Raw genomic sequence first — 22,684 nt, 5'->3', positions numbered from 1 at the left:
CGATCCGGCGTGATTCGACGACGACGTGTCCGGGTCGCCACATACAGACCAAGGAACGCCCATGGAACAACGCCGATTCAACGGCAAAAGCCACTGGTATCACGAAACCCAGTCCAGCACCGGCCCGCAGGACGTGTTACCGCTGGTGCCCGAAGCCGCACACGTTGACGATCGCTTTCTGTTGGATTTGGTGATCCCCGAAGACGCGCTTATTCCCTTTCAGTCCTGGCTGCAACCGGCACGCCAGTTGGCTCACGAACTGTTCCCTGACACCGTTTTACTGAACCGCCTGCATACCTTTAGCGCTTATGAACGCATGAGTACCGCGTTAACGGTCGCCCAGGTGTACGGTGTGCAGCGACTCTGTAACCATTATGCGGCCCGTCTGACGTCGCTTCCCGGCCCAGATTCGTCACGTGAAAGTAATCACCGACTGGCGCAGATTACCCAGTACGCGCGCCAGCTTGCCCGTTCGCCCTCGGTGATTGATAACCGCGCACGCCAGCATCTACGCGACGTGGGTCTCTCCGCCTGGGATATCGCGCTGATAAACCAAATCATCGGCTATATCGGTTTTCAGGCACGCGTCATCGCCACGTTTCAGGCCTGGCTTGGACAACCGGTGCGTTGGGTGCCGGGCCTGGACACGCAGTCATTCGCCGATGTCGCCCCATTTCTGCAGCCCGACGCGACCTGGCATTCGGCGCACGAGCAGGTCGAACTGCGCTACGCAACGGCGGAACAGCTTGAGTGTCTGTCGCGCTATCAGCCCGTCGCCTACCTTCAACACATCGCCCCCAATCTGGTTCATCAACCGACGCTGCTCGCCCTGCTTGGCTCCTTACTGAAGAGCACATTGTCTGTTGAGTCCCCCGCGCACGGTTTCACCACGCTGCTGACGTCACGAATTAACGGCAGTGCAAGCTGCTTTAACCAACATGCGACAGCATCAGAAGTCGCCGAATCACTACGGCAGAACGAACATGAGATTGAGCGGCGGGAACGGCAACAGCCGCTTGAGCGCCCGTTGTTCCAGGCGATACAATGGCTGACGCGCGCGCCCGATCGTTTCAGTGCCGCACAGTTCACCCCGCTCAGCGAGTACTGTACGTCCGTCGAACAGGCAATCAATCTGTTGGCCTGGTCGGGTTTGTGCGGATGGATAAATCGTCTGAAAATCGCGCTGGGCGAGACGCGTTAACCCCCTCATTGCCATAAAGAGCACTTGCCGCATCAGGTACTTTCGCGTAAAACTGTCAGCCGCTCTTATGGCCACGAAAATAGACAAATATGTTTCAGGACAACCCGCTGCTAGCGCAGCTTAAACAGCAACTGCATTCCCAGACGCCACGTGCCGAAGGGGTGGTAAAAGCCACGGAAAAGGGCTTTGGCTTCCTGGAAGTCGATGCGCAAAAAAGTTATTTCATCCCACCGCCGCAGATGAAAAAAGTGATGCATGGCGACCGAATCATCGCCGTCATCCACACTGAAAAAGATCGTGAATCTGCGGAGCCGGAAGAACTGGTTGAGCCGTTCCTGACCCGTTTTGTCGGTAAAGTGCAGGGTAAGAACGATCGCCTGTCCATCGTGCCGGATCATCCGCTGTTAAAAGACGCTATCCCCTGCCGCGCCGCGCGCGGTGTGGAACATGAATTTAAAGAGGGTGACTGGGCCGTTGCTGAAATGCGCCGTCATCCACTCAAAGGCGACCGCACCTTCTACGCCGAATTAACCCAGTTCATCACTTTCGCTGACGACCACTTCGTACCGTGGTGGGTCACCCTGGCACGTCACAATCTTGAAAAAGAAGCGCCAGACGGCGTGGCGACGGAAATGCTGGATGAAGGTCTGGAACGCCAGGATCTTACCGCGCTGAATTTTGTCACCATCGACAGTGCCAGCACTGAAGATATGGACGATGCGCTGTATGCCGAAGAACTGACCGACGGCAAGCTACAGCTGACCGTGGCGATTGCCGATCCTACCGCCTGGATAGCCGAAGGCAGCAAGCTGGATAACGCCGCGAAAATCCGTGCGTTCACCAACTATTTGCCGGGCTTCAACATTCCAATGCTGCCGCGCGAACTGTCTGACGATCTCTGCTCGCTGCGCGCCAATGAAGTGCGCCCGGTGCTCGCCTGTCGCATGACCATTGCCGCGGATGGCGCCATTGAAGATGACATCACGTTCTTCGCCGCCACGATTGAGTCGAAAGCAAAACTGGCTTACGACAACGTCTCTGACTGGCTGGAAAATAGCGGTAGCTGGCAGCCTGAGCGCGAAGAAATCGCACAGCAGATTCGCCTGCTGCAACGTATCTGCCTGAACCGCGGCGAGTGGCGCCATCACCATGCGCTGGTGTTTAAAGATCGCCCTGACTACCGCTTCATTCTCGGCGACAAAGGCGAAGTGCTCGATATCGTCGCGGAACCGCGCCGTATCGCGAACCGGATTGTCGAAGAGTCAATGATTGCCGCCAACATCTGCGCCGCACGCGTGCTACGCGACAAACTCGGCTTTGGCATTTACAACGTTCACTTGGGCTTTGATCCGGCCAATGCTGATGCGCTGGCGGCGCTGCTGCAATCCCACGGGATGCATGTGGACGCCGAAGAGGTATTGACCCTCGAAGGCTTCTGCAAACTGCGTCGTGAACTGGATGCGCAACCGTCGGGTTTCCTCGACAGCCGTATTCGTCGCTTCCAGTCCTTTGCGGAAATCAGCACCGAGCCGGGGCCGCACTTCGGGCTGGGTCTGGAGGCTTACGCCACCTGGACTTCACCGATTCGTAAGTATGGCGATATGATCAACCATCGCCTGCTTAAAGCAGTCATCAAAGGTGAAAGTATTAGCCGTCCGCAGGAAGAGGTAACCGTACAGATGGCAGAACGCCGTCGCCTGAACCGTATGGCGGAACGCGATGTTGGTGACTGGTTGTATGCCCGTTTCCTCAGCGATAAGGCCGGTACGGATACCCGCTTCGCGGCGGAGATCATCGATGTCAGCCGTGGCGGGATGCGTGTCCGCCTGGTGGATAACGGCGCGGTTGCTTTTATCCCCGCGCCATTCCTGCACGCGGTGCGTGACGAACTGGTGTGCAGCCAGGAAAACGGCACCATCCAGATCAAAGGCGAAACCGTCTACAAAGTGACCGATGTGATTGATGTCACCATCGCCGAAGTGCGGATGGAAACCCGTAGCCTCATCGCCCGTCCAGCCGCCTGATAACCGGCTCTGTAACGGCCTTTTTCTTTTCAGGAAAGGCCGTTTCTTTTCCCCCAAATCCCTATTCTCTCACTACACTCTGACTGTCAGCCGGATATATTTTCAACCGCGCCTATGCTTTTTCCCGGATCTGAATTACAAATAAATACATAAACAAAACAAGATGTTCAGCCATCATGAGTTTAACTGAACGGTAGCTGCCCCTTCCATTGAGGGTTGTTCGCGCTTTAAACGGGAGGGTGTTCATTATGAAAGACATTCTGGAGTCCGCAACGTTGTATAGCTATATGGGCACTCACACGCCTTACTGGCGTTTGTCAGAAGATTCCAACACCCTGCATTTGTCCGTCACCGAAGCGACCGACCGTACGGAAAGCGTTGAACTTGCGCCCGAGCAAGCCGAACGGATCCGCGAAATGACCGTTATCACATCCAGCCTGATGATGACGCTCCCCTTTGACAACAACGATATCCCGGTGCATCTGGTGGGCCGTAAAATCAGCAAGCATGAATGGGCGGGCAGCGCATCGGCCTGGCACGATACCCCTTCCGTGGCGCGCGATCTGGTCAAAGGGCTGTCGTTTGCTGAACAGGTAGTGTCTGAAGCCAACTCTGCCATTGTGATCCTCGACAGCCGGGGCAACATTCAGCGCTTCAACCGCCTGTGTGAAGAGTACACCGGGCTAAAAGAGCAAGAAGTGATTGGGCAGAGCGTCTTCAAACTCTTTATGAGTCGTCGGGAGGCCGCCGCCTCTCGTCGCAACATCAGCGGCTTCTTTCGCAACGGCAATTCGTATGAAGTTGAACTCTGGGTACAGACCCGCAAGGGCCAGCGGCTGTTTCTGTTTCGCAACAAATTTGTCCACAGCGGCAGCGGGAAGAATGAAATCTATCTGATCTGCTCCGGCACTGACATTACGGAAGAACGGCGCGCGCAGGAACGATTACGCGTGCTGGCGAATACCGACACGATTACCGGTTTGCCAAACCGCAATGCTATTCATGAGCTGATCAATGACGCCATCGATCAGGCGGTTGGAGACAGCCAGGTGGGCATTGTCTATCTCGACCTGGATAATTTCAAAAAGGTGAACGATGCCTATGGTCACATGTTTGGTGATCAGCTTTTACAGGCGGTGTCATTAGCGCTTCTGAGTTGTCTGGATGAAAATCAAGTGCTGGCCCGCCTCGGCGGTGATGAGTTTATTGTACTGGCCAGCCAGACATCCCAGAGCTCGCTTGAGGCGGTCGCCTCGCGGATCCTCACCCGATTGCGCCAGCCCTTCCGTATCGGCCTGATAGAAGTCTATACGGGCTGTTCTGTCGGTATCGCGTTGGCGCCTCAGCACGGTGAGAGCAGCGGCGACCTGATCCGCAATGCCGATACCGCGATGTACACCGTAAAAGAAGGCGGACGCGGCCAGTTCTGCGTCTTCTCGCCGGAGATGAACGAGCGGGTATTCGAATACCTGTGGCTGGACACTAACCTGCGTAAAGCGCTGGAAAACGATCAGTTGCTGATTCACTATCAGCCGAAAGTGACCTGGCGAGGCGAAGTCCGCAGCCTTGAGGCGCTGGTGCGCTGGCAGTCCCCTGAACGCGGGCTAATCCCTCCGCTGGAGTTCATCTCTTACGCCGAGGAGTCCGGGCTGATTGTGCCACTCGGCCGCTGGGTGATCCTCGACGTTGTGCGCCAGGTCGCGAAATGGCGTGATAAAGGCATCAACCTGCGCGTGGCGGTTAACATTTCTGCCCGCCAACTGGCCGACCAGACGATATTCACCGATCTGAAGCGAGTGTTGCACGAGCTCAATTTTGAATATTGTCCTATCGATGTCGAACTGACGGAGAGCTGCCTGATTGAAAACGAAGCGCTTGCGCTGTCCGTCATTCAGCAGTTTAGCCAGCTCGGTGCCCAGGTGCATCTGGATGACTTTGGCACCGGCTATTCCTCGCTTTCGCAGCTGACGCGTTTTCCGATTGATGCCATCAAGCTGGATCAGATTTTTGTTCGCGACATTCACAAGAAATCGGTATCGCAGTCGATGGTCCGTGCGATTGTCGCCGTGGCGCAGGCGTTGAATCTACAGGTGATTGCCGAAGGCGTGGAGAGCGCCAAAGAGGATGCTTTTTTGACGAAAAACGGCGTTAATGAGCGACAGGGCTTTTTATTTGCCAAACCAATGCCTGCCACCGTGTTTGAGCGCTGGTACAAACGTTATCTCAATAAGAAAAAGCGTTAAGCCGGCAAAATGATCGCCTGAGCGAAACGGAAAGTTTCGCTTTTTGCCTTCTACATATCTGTATGTATTCGCAGAACATATGATATTCCCTAAAGGTTCTGGCGAGGCCGAATTTTCCCTTCTCTTTTGCCGTCATTTTTTGCATCATTAACTTCTCTCATTATTTGACAAAGGATCCCCCCATGTCTGATATCGATGCTAAGCGGGTTGCCGAGCGTATTGATACCGTGCTTGATATCCTGGTGGCCGGTGATGTCCACTCCGCCATCCATAATCTCGAAATTCTGAAGGCGGAATTGTTGAGTAAGGTACAGGATGAGGCCGTATCATTGACGAAGAAACCCCGGGCCCCGTGGGAGATCTGATTTTTTCGCGCACGGTTTGCGGCCGTGTGCCGCCTGGATGTGGCACCGCCGCATGTGTTTAATCTTCGCGGTATGATTACCGCTATAAAAATTAGAGCTATGAACTCCCGACAACAAAAAATTTTGCAAATGGTCATTGATAAAGGTCAGATGAGCGTCTCTGAACTGGCCAAAATCACTGGCGTTTCCGAAGTCACCATCCGACAGGATCTGAACACCCTGGAGAAGCAGAGCTTTCTACGCCGTGCGCACGGTTTCGCCGTTTCGCTGGATAGCGAAGACGTGGAAACCCGGATGATGACCAACTACACCCTGAAGCGTCAGCTCGCGGAATTCGCGGCATCGCTGGTTAACCCTGGCGAGTCGGTGTTCATTGAAAATGGCAGCAGCAATGCCCTGTTGGCAAGAACGCTGGCGGAACAGAAAGACGTCACCATCATCACGGTCAGTAGTTACATTGCACATCTGTTGAAAGCGACTCCCTGTGAAGTGATCCTGCTCGGCGGTATTTATCAGAAAAAAAGCGAAAGCATGGTGGGACCACTTACCCGTCAGTTCATCCAGCAGGTTCATTTCAGTAAGGCGTTTATTGGCATTGATGGCTGGCAAACCGAAACGGGCTTCACGGGTCGCGACATGATGCGGGCTGATGTGGTCAATGCTGTGCTGGAGAAAGGTTCGGAAGCCATTGTTCTGACCGACAGTTCTAAATTTGGCGCGGTCCATCCGTACACGCTGGGCCCTATTGAGCGGTTTAGCCGCGTGATCACCGATGCCAGAATCAGCGCCAGCGACCGTAAGTTGATGGAACAGCGTGGCCTGACCGTTAATATCGTCGACGCTGAGTAAAATATTCGCAAATGATTTGCGCTGTGCAGATCATTTGCGCTCTGAGACTATTCTGACTCCTGAATTAAGACTATTTACCTGTTGTTCACAGGCGAAAGTCGTAAAATTAATAGTAGCGATATAACAGGAAGTGACTATCACCTGCGTGATATTACCCTGCGCAATAAGGTTTCACGGATGCTCTCTTTAATGACAGATATTTTAACTATAGTTAAAGAGAGCTTACTTCCGTGAATCGTTAATTCAGGAGAAAGTATTATGTTTGTAACGAGCAAAAAAATGACCGCCGCTGTGCTGGCGATTGCCCTGGCAATGTCTCTGAGCGCCTGTTCTAACTGGTCTAAACGTGACCGTAACACCGCCATTGGTGCGGGTGCAGGTGCATTAGGTGGTGCAGTCTTAACAGATGGCAGCACGCTGGGTACGCTGGGTGGTGCCGCTGTCGGTGGTATTATCGGCCATCAGGTAGGTAAATAATCGTAAATAATCTACGGTTGTCCGGCTCGATATAATAATACGATTATTTTTTTCTGGTCTGCACTACACAATTTATTTAGCAGTAGAAATTAAAGCCACGATATTTATATCGTGGCTTTTTCATCAACCGCCCGCCAGTTTCACTTTCAGGCCTTTGGCTTCCAGCAACGACTTAATTAAATCACGCTTGTCACCCTGAATTTCAATTACGCCGTCTTTTACTGCTCCGCCGCAGCCACATTTTTTCTTCAGCTCTGCAGCCAGTTTGTTGAGTTCGCCGTCATCCAGATCAACGCCGGTAATCAGGCAGACGCCCTTCCCTTTACGACCGCTGGTCTGACGCTGGATACGGACAATTCCATCGCCTTTCGGACGTTCAGGTGCGGCCTTGGGTTCATCAATCCGCCCGCTTTCAGTCGAATAAACCAGACGACTGTTCGAATTGCTCATTACGCCTCCCGCCTCAGTGACGCGTTTATTGCCTTCAGCGTCTGCGCCGGATCGTCAGACTGCGTCACCGGACGCCCGATGACCATATAATCCACTCCCGCCTTCAGCGCCTGCTCAGGGGTCATAATCCGCCGCTGATCGCCGGCAGCACTGCCCTGCGGGCGAATACCCGGGGTGACCAGTTTAAAATCACGACCAAACGCCTGCTTAAAGCGTACCGCTTCCTGGGCTGAGCAGACCACGCCATCCAGACCACATTTTTGCGTTAATGCCGCCAGTCTCTCGGCATGCTCAGCAGGTGACAGTGTCACACCAATATCGGCTAAGTCGCTGGCTTCCATGCTGGTCAACACAGTGACCGCGATTAATAGCGGCGCATCCTTACCAAACGGCAGCAGAGCTTCACGAGCTGCGGTCATCATTCTCGCCCCGCCCGACGCATGGACATTGACCATCCAGACGCCAAGATCCGCGGCGGCAGCTACCGCGTGGGCTGCGGTATTCGGGATATCATGGAATTTCAGATCCAAAAAAATATCAAAGCCACGTTGCTGGAGATCGCGAACCAGCTGAGGTCCGAACAGCGTGAACATCTCTTTGCCAACTTTCAGACGGCAATCGCGCGGGTCAATTCGGTCAACAAACGCCAGAGCGTCATCGCGGTTATTATAATCGAGAGCAACAACGACAGGAGAATCGGTAGCAGCACGGGGAGAAGATGAAGCAGTTAACGTCATAACCAGGCCTTCTTGCTAAGGGGCAAATGGGTAAACGGCGTGCATTCTACCTGTCAGGCGCAAAAAATAACAGACGCGATTACACCTCTGCCAGGCGATGTGGCACAAATGCCAGAGTGAGGTTGTGAATAAAACCATTAGTATGTTGTAACTAAATAACGATCTTTTTAAAAATTACAGTCCATCAAGTCCGCGAATTGGCTTAATCGTTGACCAGGCGCGACAGGAAGGACAATGCCAGTACAGCGTATAGGCGGTGAAACCGCATTTAGAGCAGCGGTAGCGTGGTTTGCTGCGCACCTGTTCGCCCACCATATCACGCAGCACCATCAGACTCTCTTTCGCACGGCCCTCTTCGGCTTCGTTAAGGTGATAATCCATCAGCTTATGGAAAACACGCATCGTCGGATGGCGCTGGAGCTGGCGGGTGATATAGACCTGTGCAGTCTCCGTCCCTTCGCGATCCTCAAGAATATCGGCCAGCATCAGTTCTGCGGCAGCGCCGGTATTCTCTTCTACCGCGCGGCGCAGGAATTCTGCCCATTCATCATTTTTGCCTAACTGTTGGTAGCAGGTCTGGAGCATTTCCAGCGTTTCGCTAACCAGTTCTTTATCCTGGGAAATCACCCGCTGGAGACATTCAACAGCCTTCGCATAATCGCCCTTCGCCATCCAGACACGGCCCATCATGATAGAGACCCTGGCGCTATTTTTATCCGCCGCGGCCCCTTTTTTCAGCAGCGTCATGGCGCGATCCATGTCGTCGCTCCCCATCTGCTGCAGCGCCAGTTCACAGTAAAAATGGGCGATTTCGATACGCTGCTTGTCTTTGCCCAGTTTGACCAGTCTTTCGGCAACCTCAATGGCCTTCTGCCAGTCGCTGGTCGCCTGATAGATCTGCAACAGTTGCTGCAACGCGCCTACGCGAAAATCAGTTTCATCGGTAAGCTGATTGAACATATCCTCCGCCCGGTCATACAAACCGGCGGCCATGTAATCACGGCCTAACTGCTGAACCGCCAGCAGTCGCTGTTCATAGGTCAGCGAGGCGCTTTCCATGAGGGTTTGGTGAATACGGATGGCGCGGTCAACTTCGCCGCGAGAACGAAACAGGTTTCCGAGGGTGAGATGAGCCTCAACGGTGCCGGTATCCTCTTTCAACATATCGAGGAACAGATCCACCGCTTTATCTTGTTGGTTGCTCAGGAGGAAGTTAACGCCCGCGACGTAATCGCGGGAAAGGCGGTTAGCTTCATCCTGTTTTGTTTGTTGCGCACTTCTGCGACCCATATACCAGCCATAGGCGGCAGCAACAGGTAAAAGCAGAAACAACAACTCCAGCATAAACGGTTATTCCTTCGCGACCGACGTACCAGGCGTCACCACAACGTCGGTCGCAGGCGAGAGCTGGTTTTCCAGTCGTTTAATTTTACGTTCAGCACGCACCAGAGAAACACGAACCCGCAGCCAGAAAAGACCGCAGATCAACCAACCAATGGCGAAACCTGCAGCGAACAAAACGGCCAGCAAGGTTGAGATACGATACTCGCCCTGGGCCAACAGATAATTAAACGTCACCTGTTGATCGTTCTGCGCACCCAATGTTACCGAGATAACAAATATCGCCAACACCAGTAAGAAAATGAGTAAATATTTCACATTACTTCCCGTTATGTGGTTTAAGCGAATAAATCGTGTTCAACTTACCGCATTTAGCCTTTTAAATTACCATTTTCACGGCGTCTGCGAAATGGGAAAGCAGTCGGCTATCGGATGATTTAAGGGCAAACCGGGTAAAATCAACCCCGGTCAGCCGTTTTGCTCGCGTTCGACAATCTCCTGCCTTTCTTCCGGCGGCGGCATGAGCGGCCCGCAGAACCGCTGCGCAAGCCAGGTCGCCAGCGTTACCAGCGCCCAGGAGATCAGCGTCGCGACCACCAGATCGCGCGGCCAGTGCATGCCCAACAGCATACGACTGCCCATGACGCCCGTCGCCCACACCAGCAAAAGGGCAATCGTCATTGTCCGCCGGCGCGGCCACAATAACCCCACGGCGAGCAGCGCCCAGCTTGCGGCAAACATCGTGTGACCGGACGGAAACGCAAACCCGGTCTCTTTTTGCCAGTGCTGGCGTAAAAACAGCGGAATATTCTGCTGGGTTGAGAGTTGCGCCTTCACCAGGTCACTGCGATCCTTACGTTTTAAAGTGTAGAACTCATCAACCGGGATATGATGCGTTTTTTCCAGCCATATCACGAAAGGACGAGGTTCCTGTACCTGGTCCTTAACCCACGACTTGACGCCCTGACCCATCAGGATAGCACCCGCCAGAATGGTAAAAAGCATCACTGCTGCTTTAAGGCGAAAGCGTAAGCACCAGAGGAACCAGCCGCAAAGAATGACATGCGTGATAATGCCCCACGGTTGGGTGACCGTTTCCGTTATCCAGTACATCACTTTTAGCCATCCGGAATCCTGACCCGGTTGCCAGCGCCAGCCGGACACCCACACGGCAACGGGCATAATCAGCAATAATCCCGCACCAGCCGCAGTACGCTTTGCAATCGACAGCATGTATACCTCTTTGACGGATAAGTGCCACAATCATAACCGAAAAATCCCCTGTTCGGGGAAATTGACAGATTTGTGCCATTCGCATGACGATTGGGCGGCAGCGATTAGGTGAAGTCCGTTGCCTTATGGCAAAATAAGAAGATAAGCCAACAGGCAACGGCACTACATCGCGTGCCGGCATTATCTGGAGAAACACATGCAGCTTAAACGAGTGGCAGAAGCCAAACTGCCAACCCCATGGGGCGATTTCCTGATGGTGGGATTTGAAGAACTGGCAACCGGGCACGATCACGTCGCGTTAGTGTATGGTGATATTTCTGGTCAGACGCCGGTTCTGGCCCGTGTCCATTCAGAATGTCTGACGGGCGATGCCCTGTTCAGTCTGCGCTGCGACTGTGGTTTTCAGCTGGAAGCCGCCCTGACGCATATCGCGGAAGAAGGACGCGGAATTCTGCTTTATCATCGTCAGGAAGGACGTAACATTGGCCTTCTCAATAAGATTCGCGCCTACGCGTTGCAGGACCAGGGCTACGACACCGTAGAGGCCAATCATCAGTTGGGTTTTGCCGCAGATGAACGTGATTTCACCCTCTGCGCCGATATGTTCAAGCTGCTGGGCGTTGATGAAGTGCGTCTGCTCACCAATAACCCGAAGAAAGTCGAAATTCTCAGTGAAGCGGGAATTAATATTGTGGAGCGGGTCCCGCTGATTGTTGGCCGTAATCCCAATAATGAACATTATCTGGATACCAAAGCCGCCAAGATGGGCCACCTGTTGAGTAAATAAGCAATACGAATACGTTAAAAGCAATGCTTTAAAAAAGCCTGCATCGTGTCATGCAGGCTTTTTTTATCGCTTACTTCAGCATATTGCGAATCACATAATGCAAGATACCGTCGTTCTGGTAGTAGGTTAACTCGGTCGCCGTATCGATACGACAGCGGCACTGCACCACCTCTTTGTGCCCGTCAGCCCGGGTTAACGTCACCGGCACCGTCGCGCCAGGTTTCAGTTTTTGCAGATCGGCAATGTCAATTGCCTCTTCCCCGGTCAGCCCCAGCGTTTTTCGCGTCACACCCTGCGGAAATTCCAGAGGCAGGATACCCATCCCAATCAGGTTAGAGCGGTGGATTCGTTCGAACGACTCCGCGATGACCACGCGAATCCCCAGCAGTCGCGGCCCTTTAGCAGCCCAGTCACGACTGGAACCCGAACCGTACTCTTTGCCGGCAATCACCGCCAGCGGAATGTTCTCCTGCTGATACTGCATTGCCGCGTCATAGATAGACAGCACCTCCGTGCCGGGAAGATGCCGCGTCATTCCCCCTTCCACACCCGGCACCATTTCGTTACGGATGCGAATGTTGGCGAACGTCCCGCGCATCATCACCTCATGATTCCCACGTCGTGAGCCATAGGAGTTAAAGTCTTTGCGCTCCACGCCGCGGCTTTGCAGATAACGCCCGGCAGGACTGTCGGCCTTAATGCTCCCGGCAGGGGAAATGTGGTCGGTGGTCACCGAATCCCCCAGCATCGCCAGAATGCGTGCGCCGTGAATATCGGTCACCGGTGCGGGCTGCGCCTGCATCTCGTCAAAGAACGGCGACAGGCGAATGTAGGTCGAATCGTTTTGCCAGCCGTAGGTGTCTGAGCGGTCAACGTTGATCGCTTTCCACTCTGGCGTCCCTTCGAACACCTCCGCATATTCTTTGTGGAACATCTCTGAGGAGACCAACGCCACCGCACGGGCAATTTCCTGCGCCGACGGCCAGATATCTTTCAGGTAGACCGGATCGCCTTTGCGGTCATGACCGAGCGGATCTTTCGCCAGGTTGATGTTCATGTTGCCCGCGAGGGCATAGGCGACCACCAGCGGCGGAGACGCCAGCCAGTTGGTTTTCACCAGCGGGTGGATACGACCTTCAAAGTTACGGTTGCCTGACAGCACGGCGCCAACGGTCAGATCGCCCTTCTTAATCGCGGTTTCGATAGGTTCCGGCAGCGGCCCTGAGTTACCAATACAGGTCGTGCAGCCATATCCCACCAGGTTAAAGCCCAGTTCATCGAGATACGGCGTCAGTTTCGCCTTGGCCAGATAATCCGACACCACTTTCGACCCCGGTGCCAGCGAGGCTTTCACCCACGGCTGACGTTTCAGTCCCAACGTCACCGCGTTTTTCGCCAACAGACCCGCCGCCATCAGCACGCTCGGGTTAGAGGTGTTGGTGCAGGACGTTATCGCCGAAATCACCACAGCCCCGTCAGGGAGTTGGTATGACTGGCCGTTCAGCACGTACTCCACGGGTTGACGATCTTTCTGCGCGGTGTTCAGTTCCAGCTCACTGCTGGCGGCAAAGGCTTTCGGCACATCGCCCAGCGCGACGCGATCCTGCGGACGTTTCGGTCCGGCAAGGCTCGCCTCGACATCATTCATATCCAGCGCCAGGGTACTGGTGAAGACCGGTTCATCGCCGGAGTTACGCCACATGCCCTGCACTTTCGCGTATTTTTCAACCAGTTCGATTTGATCTTCACTGCGCCCGCTCAAGCGCATGTAGTCCAACGTCACGCCATCGATCGGGAAGAAGCCGCAGGTCGCGCCATATTCCGGCGACATATTGGCGATGGTGGCGCGGTCAGCCAACGGTAAGGAGTCCAGGCCGTCGCCATAAAATTCGACAAATTTTCCGACCACGCCGTGCTTACGCAGCATCTGAGTGACGGTCAACACGAGATCCGTTGCGGTAATCCCCTCACGCAGTTTTCCAGTCAGTTTGAAGCCCACCACATCCGGGATCAGCATCGAAACAGGTTGTCCCAGCATCGCCGCTTCAGCCTCTATACCGCCCACGCCCCAGCCCAGAACGCCCAGACCGTTAATCATGGTGGTGTGTGAGTCAGTGCCGACCAGCGTATCCGGATAAGCCAGCCATTCACCGTCCTGCAGCTCGCTCCAGACCGCTTTGCCGAGGTATTCCAGGTTAACCTGGTGGCAAATGCCGGTTCCCGGCGGTACCACGCTAAAGCGACTGAAGGCCTGCTGGCCCCATTTCAGGAACACATAGCGCTCGTGGTTACGCTCCATTTCGAGGCGCACGTTCTCTTCGAACGCATCGTCATCGCCAAAATGGTCAACGGTGACGGAGTGGTCAATAACCAGATCCACCGGCGACAGGGGGTTCACTTTCGCGGTATCGCCGCCCAGGCGTTTCACCGCTTCGCGCATCGCGGCGAGATCCACCACCGCCGGGACGCCGGTAAAGTCCTGCATCAACACGCGTGCAGGACGGTAGGCAATTTCGCGATCGGCATGGGCGCGCTTTAGCCACCCTGCCAGCGCCTGAATATCCTCTTGTGTGACGGAATCGCCGTCCTGACAGCGCAACAGGTTTTCCAGTAAGACTTTCAGTGATTTGGGCAGACGGGTGATATCGCCCAGAGATTTCGCAGCCAGCGGCAGACTGTAGTAGTGGTAGGTTTTGTCTTTGGCCTGCAGTGTATCCTTACTGGCTTCTCGTAGGGTTGACGACATAGCTCCTCCTTAATGACAGGGTTGCGATGCCCTGATTCTCTTCAGGGTGAATATTAAAGATAACACAAACACACTGTAACGTTTTGATAACAACCCGAATTGATAAAAGAGGAGAAACCGAACAATGGGGACAGAGGGTACAGAAGCGCGGACGAACGAGTGTATGAAAGAGAGAAAACGAAAACCTCGCCGCAGCGAGGTTTGAGATTAATTCATCACCATCCAGAACAGTTCAGCCCAAAAGAGCAGCGAGACGGAAAATGCGCCCATCCAGGACCAGTATTTCATATTTGCACTAAGCATCGGCTACACCCGTTTTTGTTTAATACATTGTGTTGAGACTTTCTCAACTATTTATTGCTGTGGTGTATATGTGAAAGCGTACCGCAATAATTTGTCAGTACAAAAAAACGGTAATAAGAATGGGGACGATTATTGTTTCTGTTGTTCGTCTTCGTCTTCGTCGAATAACGCAATAAATGCTTGCTGTTGCTGAGTCAACTTCCAGTTTTCGGGAACCGTTTTCACGCACGCGCCTTTTTTCGTTTCTCGCACCGTGTCACCAGAGTGACATGTGGGTAAAGACGTCTGTTGTGAGTCGTGAACAACCATGTTTACCCCCAGGCATTCCAGATCAACAGTGCAATCACGACCCAAAACAGCGCTGAGCCCAGGAAAACCGCAAGCCATGCTTTGCGTTTCATCTCAGGGTCCCGACGTGGTTCCTGGTTTTCAGACGGCATTGCTAACCTCATACAATCGACATCACTTATCATTTAAGCACCAACAATCGGTACAATTAATCATCAGATGAGACAAATCCTAATGAAACTTTAGTCAAAAATCCAGTGAATTTACGAATCGTTTCCAGTGAATAAATCAATCTTTTGATCGAAAATAAATATTTGGAATAGGAAATTTGCGAGGCGGGGAATAAGACACTACTTTACGACTGATTATCCATAACTCCCGTATGGATATTATTATTACGTCAGCCTTAATAAACAGAATTGTGATTTAATTAAAACTTTCGGTATCCCCTGCGAACAAAAGATACCGACTGTTTCTGTGGCAATTACTTTTCAGGCAATTTTATATCTTTAAACATCTCTTCAATTTCTTCATTCGAGCGCAATGCCACGGCGGTATCCACCACGTCACGCGTCAAATGCGGTGCGAAACGTTGAATGAAATCATACATGTAACTGCGCAGGAACGTGCTGCGACGGAAACCGATTTTGGTCGTGCTGTGGCTGAAGACATCGTGCGCATCCACGCGAACCAGATCCGGGTCCGACAGTGGATCAACCGCCATGCTGGCGATCACCCCTACCCCTAAGCCTAAACGCACGTAGGTTTTGATCACATCCGCATCAGTCGCCGTGAAAACAATACGTGGCGTCAGCCCTGCGCGGTTAAAGGCGGTATCCAGTTCGGAACGACCGGTAAAGCCAAAGGTGTACGTCACCAACGGATACTGCGCCAGTTCTTCAATAGACACTGAGGCTTTATTGGCGAGCGGATGTTCGGGCGTCACCACAATCGAGCGATTCCAGTGATAGCATGGCAACATCACCAGATCGTCATACAGATGCAGCGCTTCCGTAGCGATGGCAAAATCGGCATTACCTTTCGAAACCGCCTCAGCAATCTGCGTCGGCGATCCCTGATGCATATGCAACGACACGCGCGGATAGCGCTCTATAAAACCTTTAATCACGTTCGGCAACGCATAACGTGCCTGAGTATGCGTCGTCGCGATATAAAGTGAGCCTTTATCCGGCCAGGTATGCTCACCGGCAACCGACTTTATCGCATCCACTTTGGAGAGCACTTCGCGCGCAATGCGGATTATCTCCTGGCCTGCTGGCGTCACCTGAGTCAGATGCTTACCGCTACGGGCAAAAATCTGGATGCCAAGTTCATCTTCCAGCATGCGGACCTGCTTACTGATACCCGGCTGCGAGGTATAAAGTCCTTCCGCGGTGGAGGAGACGTTAAGGTTGTGGTTAACCACCTCAACGATGTAGCGAAGCTGCTGTAATTTCATGTTAAACCATCCAGATTAGCGCCATCAAGTCATCGTTTCAGAGCAGGCTGAGGGGCGCTGCTAATACGATTTAATAATAAAAAAGCCATTAACTATAACCACTATATCATTAATAGCCAGACTGTATAGGGATGACTAAAAAATAATAAGCCCGCAATAAAAACAAAAAAAGGGCCGCTTACGCGACCCTCTTCACAACGACAGAACCGTGGGCGATTACTTCTTGCCTTCAACCCATTTGCCATCAACAAAGAAGGCTGACCAGCCGGTCGCTTTCCCGTCCTTTTCAGCGGCAACATACTGCTGCTTGGTCTTACGGCTAAAACGCACCAGCGTTTTATTGCCTTCAGGATCCTGCTGAGGCGCATCGGCCAGATAACGCAGTTTTTCCGGCAGGCGGTCACGGAAGCGGAACAACTCTTCCACCAGCGGCGCACGCGTTTCACGGGATTTCGGGAAGGTATTGGCGGCCAGGAACACCCCGGCGGCACCATCACGCAGCACGAAATACGCATCCGATTTTTCACACGGCAACTCTGGCAGCGGAACCGGATCTTCTTTCGGCGGCGCAACCTCACCGTTACGCAGGATTTTACGGGTGTTTTTGCACTCGTCGTTGGTACAGGCCATGTACTTACCGAAACGCCCCATCTTCAGGTGCATCTCAGAACCACATTTTTCGCACTCGACGATTGGACCGTCATACCCTTTGATGCGGAATTCGCCCTCTTCGATCTCGTAGCCGTCGCAGGTCGGGTTATTACCACAGACGTGCAGCTTACGCTTCGGATCGATCAGGTAGCTGTCCATCGCCGTGCCGCACTTCTGACAACGACGCTTGGCGCGCAGGGCATTGGTTTCCGCGTCATCACCTTCCAGCACGTTCAGGACTTCGTTTTCCGGCACCAGATTAATGGTGGTTTTGCAGCGCTCTTTCGGCGACAGCGCATAGCCGGAGCAACCGAGGAACACGCCGGTACTGGCGGTACGAATCCCCATTTTACGCCCGCAGGTTGGGCAGTCGATGCTGGTCAACACCATCTGGTTCGGACGCATCCCCCCTTCTTCCGGATCCTTCTCAGCTTTGTCCAGTTGCTGAGTAAAATCACTGAAGAAGTTGTCGAGCACGCCTTTCCATTCGGTTTCGTGATTCGCGACCTGATCGAGGCTGTTTTCCATCTGCGCGGTGAAATCGTAGTTCATCAGCTCGCGGAAATTCTCTTCCAGGCGGTCGGTGACAATCTCACCCATTTTTTCCGCATAGAAGCGACGGTTTTCCACGCGCACATAGCCACGATCCTGGATGGTCGAAATGATCGACGCATAGGTCGACGGGCGGCCAATTCCACGTTTTTCCAGCTCTTTCACCAGCGAGGCTTCGCTGAAGCGCGCCGGTGGTTTGGTGAAGTGCTGAGCCGGGGTCAGTTCAACCAGAGACAGCGCATCGCCTTTATTGACTGCCGGCAGCGTCCGGTCTTCGTCACCTTTACGCAGCGCTGGCATCACCTTCGTCCAGCCGTCGAAGCGAAGAATACGACCGCGCGCCTTCAGACGGAAATCGCCCGCGCCAACGGTCAGCGTGGTGGAGTCGTACTGCGCCGGCGTCATCTGACAGGCGACAAACTGACGCCAGATCAGTTGATACAGTTTCTGCGCATCGGCTTCCATATCCTTCAGCGTTTCCGCCAGCACGGAGACATCAGAAGGACGAATCGCTTCGTGCGCTTCCTGTGAGTTTTCTTTGCTGGCGTACTGATTCGGACTTTCTGGCAAATATTTCTTGCCAAAATTGTCGCCGATATAACCGCGCACCATGTTTACGGCGTCCTGACTCAGGTTGGTCGAGTCGGTACGCATATAAGTGATGTAGCCCGCTTCGTACAGACGCTGCGCCATCATCATGGTCTTTTTCACACCAAAACCGAGACGCGTACTGGCCGCCTGTTGCAGGGTGGAGGTGATAAACGGCGCGCCCGGCTTGCTGCTGGTCGGCTTGTCTTCACGTTCCAGAACGCTGTAGCGCGCTTTCTCCAGCAGGCTCACCGCCGCAAGCGTCTGCTCGCGATTCACCGGACGGAACGGCTTATCGTTCTGATGGGTCACCTGCAAGGGCAGCGCGTCGCCGGAAGGCGTAGTGGTGTTGGCGTCAATTTCCCAGAACTCTTCCGGAACAAACGCTTTAATTTCGCGCTCACGCTCAACGACCAGACGCACCGCCACGGACTGTACGCGACCAGCTGACAGGCCGCGGGCAATCTTCTTCCACAACAGCGGCGAGACCATATACCCCACCACGCGGTCCATAAAGCGACGCGCCTGCTGAGCGTTTACTCGATCAATGTTCAGTTCGCCCGGCTTTTCAAATGCCTGACGAATCGCATTCTTCGTAATTTCGTTAAACACCACGCGACTGTAACGCGACTCATCACCACCGATCACTTCCCGCAGGTGCCATGCAATGGCTTCCCCTTCGCGGTCAAGGTCGGTTGCGAGATAGATGTGGTCGGCTTTTTCAGCCAGTTGTTTCAGTTCAGAGACGACCTTCTCTTTACCGGGCAGCACCTCATAGTGCGCGTCCCAGTTGTGCCACGGATCAACCCCCATACGGTTGACGAGCGCGCCACGTTCATCCTTTTTGGGCTTTTTAGCCGTTTTGGTGGAGGTAGAGTCGGCGCTCTTTTTAGCTGCTGAGCCACTGGTCGGCAAATCACGGATATGACCAACGCTGGACTTAACCACGTAGTCATTACCCAGATACTTGTTGATCGTTTTGGCTTTTGCCGGGGACTCAACGATGACAAGAGCTTTACCCATATTCACCTTTACCTAATTTGATTCTTCCAGGAATGCGTCGCACATTGATACACCATCTACAGACGACGAGCCACGGATATGGTCCCTGCGTCTGTGGATATCAACCCTTTGTACTGACTCTGTACACTAAATAGCCAGGTGACTGAGTTAACAGGTTTTTTCGCACAGAGGCGCTATAGCACGACGGAATTTCGGTCGAATGTCAAGCAAATCTGTTGCCTGGTTGACGAAAGCGTCACACTGTACCTGATAAAATTCGTTACGCAACTTTATTAGCATGCAAAAACAAATCCTGCCAGTCAGCAAAGGTTGACAACCCCCTGATCACGCTCAGGGAATATTTGCCCAAAAGAGTCGGTCGGCGTAGACTAATGTCCTTGTTTAAGGAGTAAAAAATGCGCAAAGAGACACAACCTATCGATCGCGAAACGCTGTTGATTGAAGCCAACAAAATCATTCGTGAGCATGAAGATACGCTGGCCGGCATTGTTGCCACCGGTGTAACCCAGCGAAATGGGGTGTTGGTCTTCAGTGGGGATTACTTTTTAGACGAGCAAGGTTTACCCACGCCAAAGAGCACTGCCGTGTTCAATATGTTTAAACATCTGGCGCATGTGCTTTCTGAAAAGTATCACCTGATCGATTAAAGCAAAAACGCGAGGCTTCAGGCCTCGCGTTTGTCGTTAATATGGCTTTTTACATCAGCGGTTTTTGTCCGCGCTGCCACCAGCGCAGTAGCAGACGGTCGGCACTTTCAGCGGCACTGCCGGTTACGCGATCCACCAGTTTCTTACGCTGCAGATAACGAACGTTAAACACCTCTCGCCCTTCCATTAATCCCAGGATCACCTCGTCGCTGGTATTTATCTCATCAATGAGTCCTTTATCCAGCGCCTGCTGTCCATACCAGTGTTCACCGGTGGCGACCTGCTCAATGTCCAGAGTCGGACGCATACGATGAACAAAATCTTTAAACAGGAGATGGGTTTCGTTCAAATCCTCACGAAATTTCTGCCGCCCTTCTTCAGTGTTCTCACCCAACAGCGTCAGGGTCCGCTTGTATTGTCCGGCGGTATGCAACTCGATATCGATATCCTTTCCTTTCAGGAAGCGGTTGAAGTTGGGGATCTGCGCGACCACGCCAATTGAGCCGACAATCGCAAAGGGGGCCGAGACAATTTTGTCCGCCACGCAGGCCATCATGTAACCGCCACTCGCCGCGACCTTGTCCACCGTCACGGTCAGCGGGATGTTCTTATCGCGTAAGCGTTGCAGTTGTGATGCGGCGAGACCATAGCCGTGGACAACGCCGCCGGGACTTTCCAGACGCACCACCACCTGATCCTGCGGTTTCACCACCGCCAGAACGGCCGTCACCTCTTCACGCAGCGAACTGACTTCGTGGGCATCCATGCTGCCTTTGAAATCCAGCACCCAGACGCGCGGCTTATCCGACGTGTCGCTGTCGCCCTGCTTCGCTTTTACTTTGGCGGCTTTCGCTTCCAGCTTGTGCTTTTTCTTTTGCGCTTTATGCCAGAGTTTCTGTTGATGGCTATCCAGCAACGCCATCGCCAGTTCATCCTTCATCTCTTTATATTGTTCGCTGAGGTTGGTAACCCGCAGTTCGCCACGCTGGCGCTTACGTTGGGCAACATTCACGATAATGATGGCTATCGCCGCGATAGCCAGTACAACGGTGACGATTTTTGCTAAAAACAACCCATATTCAGACAACAATTCCACACGTTCCACCTTGGTTAAACAACTTAGCGTCGGCTCAGTGTACATCAGGCGTAATGCGTCGTCTCGCGGGATATGCGGATGGACAAAAGTATGACAAAGTGTTCATTTTAGGGCGTTATCGCCGTTGGCTGATTGAAATTGGGTCCTGTTTCAGGCATAAACCCGACACACCAACGAGAAGCAGAGCGACCAGGCATGTCGCCGAGGAGTCCCCATGCATTATCAACCGAAACAAGACCTTTTGCAGGATCGCATCATTCTGGTGACCGGTGCCAGCGATGGCATTGGCCGGGAAGCGGCCCTGACCTACGCTCGCTACGGCGCCAGCGTTATTTTGCTAGGCCGTAATGATGAGAAATTGCGCCACGTCGCCGAAATGATTGCCCAGCAAACGGGGCGTCAGCCATCGTGGCTTACGCTTGATCTGTTAACCTGTACCGCTGATGATTGTCATCAACTGGCGCAGCGCGTCGCCGGTCAGTATCCACGTCTGGACGGCGTCCTGCACAATGCCGGATTACTGGGAGACGTCTGCCCGATGATCGAGCAGGACCCGCAGGTCTGGCAACAGGTGATGCAGGTCAACGTCAACGCGACGTTTATGCTGACCCAGGCATTGCTTCCTTTATTACTTAAGTCAGATTCCGGATCGTTAGTCTTCACCTCCTCCAGCGTAGGCCAACAAGGCCGCGCCAACTGGGGGGCCTACGCGGCCTCTAAATTTGCCACCGAAGGAATGATGCAGGTGCTGGCGGACGAGTATCAAAACCGCCCGCTGCGCGTGAATTGCATCAACCCGGGCGGCACGCGTACCGGAATGCGCGCCAACGCCTTTCCGACGGAAGATCCGCAAAAGCTCAAAACACCCGCCGATATTATGCCGCTGTATCTGTGGCTAATGGGCGATGACAGCCGCCGCAAGACCGGCATGACCTTCGACGCCCAACCGGGCCGCAAACCAGGAATCGCCCAATGAGTGAAGAACGTTATCAACAGCGCCAGCAGCGCGTGAAGGACCGGGTTGATGCCCGGGTAGCCCAGGCTCAGGATGAGCGCGGTATCGTGATGGTTTTCACCGGCAACGGGAAAGGAAAAACCACCGCCGCCTTCGGCACGGCCACCCGCGCGGTGGGACACGGTAAAAAGGTCGGTGTCGTGCAGTTTATCAAGGGAACCTGGCCCAACGGCGAGCGTAACCTGCTGGAACCGCACGGCGTCGAATTTCAGGTGATGGCGACCGGGTTTACCTGGGAAACACAGAACCGCGAGGCCGACACGGCGGCCTGTCTGGCAGTATGGGAGCACGGCAAGCGAATGCTTGCCGACCCGCAACTGGACATGGTGGTGCTGGACGAGTTGACCTACATGGTGGCGTATGACTATCTGCCGCTTGAAGAGGTGATTAGCGCGTTGAATGCGCGACCGTCTCACCAGACGGTGATCATCACCGGTCGTGGCTGCCATCGGGATATTCTCGAGCTGGCCGATACCGTCAGTGAACTGCGTCCGGTCAAACATGCCTTTGAGGCAGGGGTCAAAGCCCAGATGGGTATCGACTACTGATCCAGGGCGGATAAGGCGCTTGCGGTGCCATCCGGCACCGCGCAATTGCCTGATGGCGCTA

Annotated in this window: 20 protein-coding genes; 10 read left to right on the top strand and 10 right to left on the bottom strand. The window is 53.6% G+C overall.

Features of this window, described 5'->3' with window-relative positions; genetic code table 11:
- Positions 1 to 61: 61 nt before the first annotated feature.
- The 6 genes from GBC03_16525 to osmB all read left to right on the top strand — a co-directional run bounded on the left by GBC03_16525 (position 62) and on the right by osmB (position 7,159).
- On the top strand, positions 62 to 1,201 hold the full coding sequence (locus tag GBC03_16525) for a CMD domain-containing protein (protein ID QFS71692.1): 1,140 nt from the start codon (positions 62 to 64) through the stop codon (positions 1,199 to 1,201).
- 89 nt (positions 1,202 to 1,290) lie between these two features.
- Positions 1,291 to 3,225, top strand: a complete 1,935-nt coding sequence (locus GBC03_16520; protein QFS71691.1) for an exoribonuclease II — start codon at positions 1,291 to 1,293, stop codon at positions 3,223 to 3,225.
- Positions 3,226 to 3,473: 248 nt separating this feature from the next.
- Entirely contained in the window at positions 3,474 to 5,468 is a 1,995-nt protein-coding gene (gene pdeR / locus GBC03_16515) for a cyclic di-GMP phosphodiesterase (GenBank protein ID QFS71690.1), read from the top strand.
- 182 nt (positions 5,469 to 5,650) lie between these two features.
- Positions 5,651 to 5,833 (top strand): hypothetical protein, encoded by a 183-nt coding sequence (locus tag GBC03_16510; GenBank protein ID QFS71689.1) that lies wholly within the window; start codon positions 5,651 to 5,653, stop codon positions 5,831 to 5,833.
- Between the two features lie 99 nt (positions 5,834 to 5,932).
- Entirely contained in the window at positions 5,933 to 6,682 is a 750-nt protein-coding gene (locus GBC03_16505; GenBank protein ID QFS71688.1) for a DeoR family transcriptional regulator, read from the top strand.
- Positions 6,683 to 6,940: 258 nt separating this feature from the next.
- Positions 6,941 to 7,159, top strand: coding sequence for an osmotically-inducible lipoprotein OsmB (gene osmB, locus GBC03_16500; protein QFS71687.1), 219 nt, complete (start codon positions 6,941 to 6,943; stop codon positions 7,157 to 7,159).
- A gap of 123 nt (positions 7,160 to 7,282) precedes the next feature.
- Here osmB and yciH read toward each other — a convergent pair whose 3' ends face one another.
- The 5 genes from yciH to pgpB form a co-directional block, all read right to left on the bottom strand.
- Positions 7,283 to 7,609 (bottom strand): stress response translation initiation inhibitor YciH, encoded by a 327-nt coding sequence (gene yciH, locus GBC03_16495; protein QFS71686.1) that lies wholly within the window; start codon positions 7,607 to 7,609, stop codon positions 7,283 to 7,285.
- Positions 7,609 to 8,346 (bottom strand): orotidine-5'-phosphate decarboxylase, encoded by a 738-nt coding sequence (gene pyrF, locus GBC03_16490; GenBank protein ID QFS71685.1) that lies wholly within the window; start codon positions 8,344 to 8,346, stop codon positions 7,609 to 7,611. The genes yciH and pyrF overlap by 1 nt, the downstream gene beginning before the upstream one ends.
- A 174-nt stretch (positions 8,347 to 8,520) precedes the next feature.
- Positions 8,521 to 9,690: a lipopolysaccharide assembly protein LapB gene (gene lapB, locus GBC03_16485; protein QFS71684.1), complete on the bottom strand. Its 1,170-nt coding sequence runs from the start codon at positions 9,688 to 9,690 to the stop codon at positions 8,521 to 8,523.
- A 6-nt stretch (positions 9,691 to 9,696) separates the two neighbouring features.
- A complete protein-coding gene (lapA, locus tag GBC03_16480) occupies positions 9,697 to 10,005 on the bottom strand; it encodes a lipopolysaccharide assembly protein LapA (GenBank protein ID QFS71683.1) in 309 nt (102 codons plus the stop codon).
- A 150-nt stretch (positions 10,006 to 10,155) separates the two neighbouring features.
- Positions 10,156 to 10,920, bottom strand: a complete 765-nt coding sequence (gene pgpB, locus GBC03_16475) for a phosphatidylglycerophosphatase B (protein ID QFS71682.1) — start codon at positions 10,918 to 10,920, stop codon at positions 10,156 to 10,158.
- A 196-nt stretch (positions 10,921 to 11,116) separates the two neighbouring features.
- Between pgpB and ribA the strand changes: the two genes are divergently transcribed.
- A complete protein-coding gene (gene ribA, locus GBC03_16470; protein QFS71681.1) occupies positions 11,117 to 11,707 on the top strand; it encodes a GTP cyclohydrolase II in 591 nt (196 codons plus the stop codon).
- Between the two features lie 70 nt (positions 11,708 to 11,777).
- On the opposite strand, the gene acnA is transcribed toward ribA, so the two are convergent.
- The 4 genes from acnA to topA form a co-directional block, all read right to left on the bottom strand.
- The gene (gene acnA, locus GBC03_16465; protein ID QFS71680.1) at positions 11,778 to 14,453 is read right to left on the bottom strand and encodes an aconitate hydratase AcnA; all 2,676 of its coding nucleotides are present in this window, start codon (positions 14,451 to 14,453) and stop codon (positions 11,778 to 11,780) included.
- A gap of 614 nt (positions 14,454 to 15,067) precedes the next feature.
- Complete coding sequence (locus GBC03_16460; GenBank protein QFS71679.1) at positions 15,068 to 15,229, bottom strand: YmiA family putative membrane protein; 162 nt, start codon at positions 15,227 to 15,229, stop codon at positions 15,068 to 15,070.
- Between the two features lie 299 nt (positions 15,230 to 15,528).
- The gene (gene cysB / locus GBC03_16455; protein QFS71678.1) at positions 15,529 to 16,503 is read right to left on the bottom strand and encodes an HTH-type transcriptional regulator CysB; all 975 of its coding nucleotides are present in this window, start codon (positions 16,501 to 16,503) and stop codon (positions 15,529 to 15,531) included.
- A 216-nt stretch (positions 16,504 to 16,719) separates the two neighbouring features.
- Entirely contained in the window at positions 16,720 to 19,317 is a 2,598-nt protein-coding gene (gene topA / locus GBC03_16450; GenBank protein ID QFS71677.1) for a type I DNA topoisomerase, read from the bottom strand.
- Between the two features lie 395 nt (positions 19,318 to 19,712).
- Here topA and GBC03_16445 point away from each other — a divergent pair, with 395 nt between their 5' ends.
- Positions 19,713 to 19,964, top strand: a complete 252-nt coding sequence (locus GBC03_16445) for a DUF2498 family protein (GenBank protein ID QFS71676.1) — start codon at positions 19,713 to 19,715, stop codon at positions 19,962 to 19,964.
- A gap of 49 nt (positions 19,965 to 20,013) precedes the next feature.
- On the opposite strand, the gene sohB is transcribed toward GBC03_16445, so the two are convergent.
- Positions 20,014 to 21,060: a protease SohB gene (gene sohB, locus GBC03_16440; protein ID QFS71675.1), complete on the bottom strand. Its 1,047-nt coding sequence runs from the start codon at positions 21,058 to 21,060 to the stop codon at positions 20,014 to 20,016.
- Positions 21,061 to 21,274: 214 nt separating this feature from the next.
- On the opposite strand from sohB, the gene GBC03_16435 reads away from it, so the two are divergent.
- Complete coding sequence (locus GBC03_16435) at positions 21,275 to 22,036, top strand: YciK family oxidoreductase (protein ID QFS71674.1); 762 nt, start codon at positions 21,275 to 21,277, stop codon at positions 22,034 to 22,036.
- Complete coding sequence (gene cobO, locus GBC03_16430) at positions 22,033 to 22,623, top strand: cob(I)yrinic acid a,c-diamide adenosyltransferase (protein ID QFS71673.1); 591 nt, start codon at positions 22,033 to 22,035, stop codon at positions 22,621 to 22,623. Before GBC03_16435 ends, cobO begins: the two co-directional genes overlap by 4 nt.
- Positions 22,624 to 22,684: the final 61 nt, after the last annotated feature.

Source organism: Citrobacter telavivensis, from assembly GCA_009363175.1.
GTDB lineage: Bacteria > Pseudomonadota > Gammaproteobacteria > Enterobacterales > Enterobacteriaceae > Citrobacter_A > Citrobacter_A telavivensis.
Note: the sequence above shows the minus strand (reverse complement) of the source record. Positions and strands in the feature narration are given on the sequence as shown.